This window comes from Lutibacter sp. (genome assembly GCF_041562875.1).
Classification (GTDB): domain Bacteria; phylum Bacteroidota; class Bacteroidia; order Flavobacteriales; family Flavobacteriaceae; genus Lutibacter.
The window spans coordinates 1-4,731 of record NZ_JBFFOE010000146.1 but is presented as its reverse complement, the minus strand read 5'-3'; the positions used below and the strand labels follow the sequence as shown (position 1 = coordinate 4,731).

Annotated in this window: 5 protein-coding genes and 1 pseudogene; 2 read left to right on the top strand and 4 right to left on the bottom strand. The window is 30.0% G+C overall.

Annotated features, from left to right (window positions below):
- The 4 genes from radA to panC all read right to left on the bottom strand — a co-directional run.
- Positions 1–1,315, bottom strand: a 1,315-nt coding sequence (gene radA, locus ABY863_RS12860; protein ID WP_372795468.1) for a DNA repair protein RadA, incomplete at its 3' end; no start/stop codon positions are given.
- Between the two features lie 43 nt (positions 1,316–1,358).
- Positions 1,359–2,333, bottom strand: a complete 975-nt coding sequence (locus ABY863_RS12855) for a lysylphosphatidylglycerol synthase transmembrane domain-containing protein (RefSeq protein WP_372795466.1) — start codon at positions 2,331–2,333, stop codon at positions 1,359–1,361.
- Position 2,334: 1 nt separating this feature from the next.
- Positions 2,335–2,685, bottom strand: a complete 351-nt coding sequence (gene panD, locus ABY863_RS12850) for an aspartate 1-decarboxylase (protein WP_372795464.1) — start codon at positions 2,683–2,685, stop codon at positions 2,335–2,337.
- Positions 2,686–2,724: 39 nt separating this feature from the next.
- On the bottom strand, positions 2,725–3,564 hold the full coding sequence (gene panC, locus ABY863_RS12845) for a pantoate--beta-alanine ligase (protein WP_372795461.1): 840 nt from the start codon (positions 3,562–3,564) through the stop codon (positions 2,725–2,727).
- Between the two features lie 117 nt (positions 3,565–3,681).
- On the opposite strand from panC, the gene ABY863_RS12840 reads away from it, so the two are divergent.
- Together ABY863_RS12840 and ABY863_RS12835 are read left to right on the top strand one after the other, a co-directional pair.
- Positions 3,682–4,488 carry a glycogen/starch synthase gene (locus ABY863_RS12840; RefSeq protein WP_372795459.1) on the top strand — a complete coding sequence of 269 codons (807 nt, stop codon included), beginning with the start codon at positions 3,682–3,684 and terminating at the stop codon, positions 4,486–4,488.
- 28 nt (positions 4,489–4,516) lie between these two features.
- Positions 4,517–4,731, top strand: a pseudogene (locus ABY863_RS12835) (hypothetical protein); the annotation flags it as partial.

The window sequence follows — 4,731 nt, the reverse complement described above, 5'->3', positions numbered from 1 at the left end:
TAATCACTTTAATGTTGTGATTTATTTTACTTATTTTATTAAATTTTGAGATAAATATTTTATGAAATCCTAGTTTTTCAGCTTCTAAAATACGTTGTTCTACTCGGTTTACTGGGCGAATTTCACCAGCCAAACCTATTTCAGCTGCAAAACAAAAATCTTGAGGAATTGCAACATCTTCATTTGATGATAAAATAGCACTTATTACGGCTAAATCAATTGCTGGATCGTCAACTTTTATACCTCCTGCAATATTCAGAAATACATCTTTTGCGCCAAGTCTGAAACCAGCTCTTTTTTCTAAAACTGCTAAAAGCATATTTAAACGTTTGGTGTCATAACCTGTAGATGAGCGTTGAGGAGTCCCGTAAACGGCAGTACTTACCAAAGCTTGGACTTCAATCATTAACGGTCTAACACCTTCTAAAGTAGCTGCAATGGCTGTGCCGCTTAAATCACCTTCTTTTTGAGAAATTAAAATTTCAGAAGGGTTGTCAACCTCTCTTAAACCAATATTTTGCATTTCATAAATGCCAAGCTCAGCAGTAGAACCAAAACGGTTTTTATTTGCGCGTAATATTCTATAGGTATGATTTCTATCGCCTTCAAATTGCAAAACAACATCAACCATATGTTCTAATATTTTAGGTCCAGCAATGGTACCATCTTTAGTAATGTGCCCAATTAAAACAACAGGAGTTGCTGTTTCTTTAGCAAATTTTATAAGTTCGGCAGTAGTTTCTCTAATTTGTGATATAGAACCAGGAGATGCCTCAATGTGTTCAGTATGTAATGTTTGAATTGAATCTATAACAACAACATCAGGGTTTATTTCTTCAATAGCTTTAAAAATATTTTGGGTATTTGTTTCAGTTAAAATTAAGCAGTTTGTATTTGTAATTTGTAAGCGTTCAGCGCGCATTTTTATTTGAGATTGGCTTTCTTCGCCTGAAACATACAATACTTTTTTAGGTATTGTTAATGCAATTTGTAATAATAAGGTAGATTTACCAATGCCAGGTTCTCCTCCCAATAACAGCATAGATCCTTTTACTAAACCACCACCTAAAACTCTATTAAATTCATTGTTATTGGTTGAAATTCTATCTTCTTTATCTAAGGATATTTCATTAATTTTTAATGCTTTATTGGCTTTTTTTGCTTCAGAAGTTTGTTTCCAATTTCTTTTTTCTTCTTTTTGAATAATTTCTTCAACTATGGTATTCCATTCGTTGCAAGATTTACATTGCCCTAGCCATTTTGCATATTGCGTTCCACAATTTTGACAGAAAAAAGTTGTATTGGTTTTAGCCATTTTTAAGTAAGTTGAAAGAAGTAAATATAGGAAGAATTCTTAGTTATTTTTGGTATTTATTATAGATTGGAAGTAATAAAAAGGATAAACCACCAAAAACAATTACCATTATAGTTTGTGCTGTCCACATAATCCAACCAAAAGCACGAGCCGGATTATCATCTACATTGTATAAAATAAGTGCACTTGCTACAAAAACCGGATAAGTACCTAAACCTCCATTTGTTAACGCCATACTTAAACCGCCAACTACAAAACCAACAATAATGGCTGCAAAAGGAAGATTGGTAGTTTCTGGTAATGCAAATGTTACAGCATAAAACATTAACACATACATGATCCAAATAAAAATGGTGTGAAAAATAAACTCCCACTTTTTCTTCATTTTGAAAATACTTTTTACACCGTCTAATAAATCATTAATAAATGCTACAATTTTTACAATTATAAGATTTTTAGATTTTTTTAAAAATCGATAAATTAGAAAAATAATTAATGGAAATACACCAAAAATTAGAATTTTTGAATAGATACTACTTTCTCCTTCGTCTTTAAAAATATAGCTACTGATTAATTTAGTTTGCAGAAAAAAAGCGACTCCAATAATGCTTAATAGCATAATTACATCTGCTACCCGTTCAGCAACAATAGTTCCAAAGGCTTTCTTAAATGGAATATTTTCATATTTATTTATGCTAGCTGCTCGCGCAATTTCACCTGATCTAGGAATCACTAAATTTAATAAATAAGCAATTAAAACTGCCATAATACTATTAGCTAATCTAGGTTTATAACCTAAAGGTTCTAATAAAAATTGCCAGCGATAAGCGCGTGATAAATGACTTAAAGCACCAAAAAATAATGATAAAGCAACCCACCAATAATTTGCCGTTCTAAATGATGCCTCTATAGATTGTATATCATTGTTTGTTAGCTTGGATAGTGAATACCAAATTAAAAACACTCCCAATGCGATTGGAAGTGTTATAAAACTTATCTTTTTTAGTTTTTTGATCAATTTAGGTTAGTGAATTGTCACTTTCATTCGGAAAAATGAGTGTAGGTTTAAAAGACTTCGCTTCTTCAAAGTCCATGATTCCGTAAGAAATAATAATAACAATATCTCCTTTTGCTACTTTACGAGCGGCTGGCCCGTTTAATGTAATTTCTCCACTGTTTCTTGGTCCAGGAATAGCATAAGTTTCAAGACGTTCACCATTGTTAATGTTTACAATTTGAACTTTTTCTCCTTGAATAATATTTGATGCGTCCATTAAATTCTCGTCAATAGTCACACTTCCAATATATTGTAAGTCAGCTCCTGTGACTTTAACTCTATGGATTTTTGATTTTACTACTTGTATTTGCATAGTGCAAAATTAATAATTTTGTGTTAATCTATTCTTATTTTACAAACTTATATTATCTATAAGTCTAATTTTACCAGCAAAAACAGCTATAAAAGCTCTGTATTTTTGCTTTGGGTCTTTATTTTTTATTGGATGAAGGGTTTCTTCATCAGCAATTTCAAAATATTCTAGCTCTAATAATGGTTGTTTTTTAAACTCATTTTCAACCCAAGATATAACTTCTTGAGCATTTTTTATACCAAATTCTTTTTTTGCTTTTTTTAGAGTTTTATAAATAAAAGGTGCAATTGCTCTGTGCTCTTTTGTCAGTCTGCTATTCCTAGAACTCATAGCTAAACCATCATCTTCTCTATAAATTTCACATCCAATAATTTTGGTGTGAATTTGGTTTTTTTCAACCATTTTTCTAATAATTTGCAATTGCTGAAAATCTTTTTCCCCAAAATAAGATTTTGTAGGAGTTACAATTTCAAACAATCGTTTAACAATGGTTCCAACTCCATCAAAATGCCCATCTCTAAATTTTCCTTCCATTTGATGCTCTAAACCATCAAAATTAAATAATTGAGAGATAATGTTATTGTTGTAGATTTCTTCAGCAGATGGTGTAAAAACTATATCGCAATATACTGATTTTAAAAGCGATAAATCACTATCAATAGTTTTTGGGTAATTTACTAAGTCTTCTTGTTTATTAAACTGAGTTGGGTTTATAAAAATACTTACAACCACAATGTCATTTTCTTTTTTAGCTTGTTCAATAAGCGACAAATGGCCTTTGTGAAGTGCTCCCATAGTAGGTACAAAGCCAATAGAAGTTCCTTTTTTTAATGACTTAATTTTTTGTTGAACCGATTTTATTTTAGCAAAAACTAACATATTGATGTGTTACTGTATTGTAAATAAACGTTAAAAGCGTGCAAACTTACATTTTTCAAGCTTAATTCTACATTAATTTTCGTAATTTTGCATATTCTTTAAATATAGAGTTGGTTTATGAAAGATAAGAGAGTATTGGTTGTTTCTTCAGAAGTAGTGCCATATTTGCCAGAAAACGAATTGTCAACAACAGCATTTGAAACTGCAAAAATGGTTCATGGTAAAGGTGGGCAAACCCGAATTTTTATGCCTCGCTTCGGTTTAATTAATGAAAGAAGGCATCAATTGCATGAAGTAATCCGTTTATCAGGTATGAATTTAGTGATTAATGACATGGATATGCCGTTAATAATTAAAGTTGCTTCAATACCAAAAGAAAGAATGCAAGTTTATTTTATTGATAATGAAGAGTATTTTAAAAGAAAAGCATTATACACAGATGAAGATAATAACTTGTTTGAAGACAACGATGAAAGGGCTATATTTTTTGCAAAAGGTGTAGTAGAAACTGTAAAAAAATTAAATTGGGCGCCAGATATTATTCATGTTCACGGGTGGATGGCTTCTCTTTTACCATTATATATTAAGGAATATTATAAAGATGATGCATTATTTAATGGTAGTAAAATAGTAACATCCCTTTATAATAATGGTTTTGAAGGGACATTAAGTAAAGATTTTTCTAAGAAAATTAAGTTCGATACTATTGATGAATCAAAAATTAAAACAATTTCCAATCCAAACTATACAAATATTTTAATTAATGCCATTGAAAACTCTGATGGTATTATTAAAGGAAGTGAAGAATTACCAGCTGAGTTAGAAGAATTTTTAAAAACAACTGATAAGCCTGTGTTAGATTATTTTCATGTAAGTGAATTTGATACTGCTTATACTGAATTTTATTTGAACAAAATTTTATAGTTTAATCATCAAAAATCAAAAATTACATATGACAACTAAAGTTGTAAAAGTATTAAAATACTTAGGGCTATTCTCAATAGTATTTTTTACAATAATTTCTTGTGAAAAGGAAATAGAAAGTATAGGCGTTAATCTGGTTGATAATGGTATTTTTAATACTAAAAATTCAGTTTATGAAGTAATAACAGCCAATGAAGATGTAGACAGAGTTATTTCAAATGGAGTACCTCTATATTTATTAGG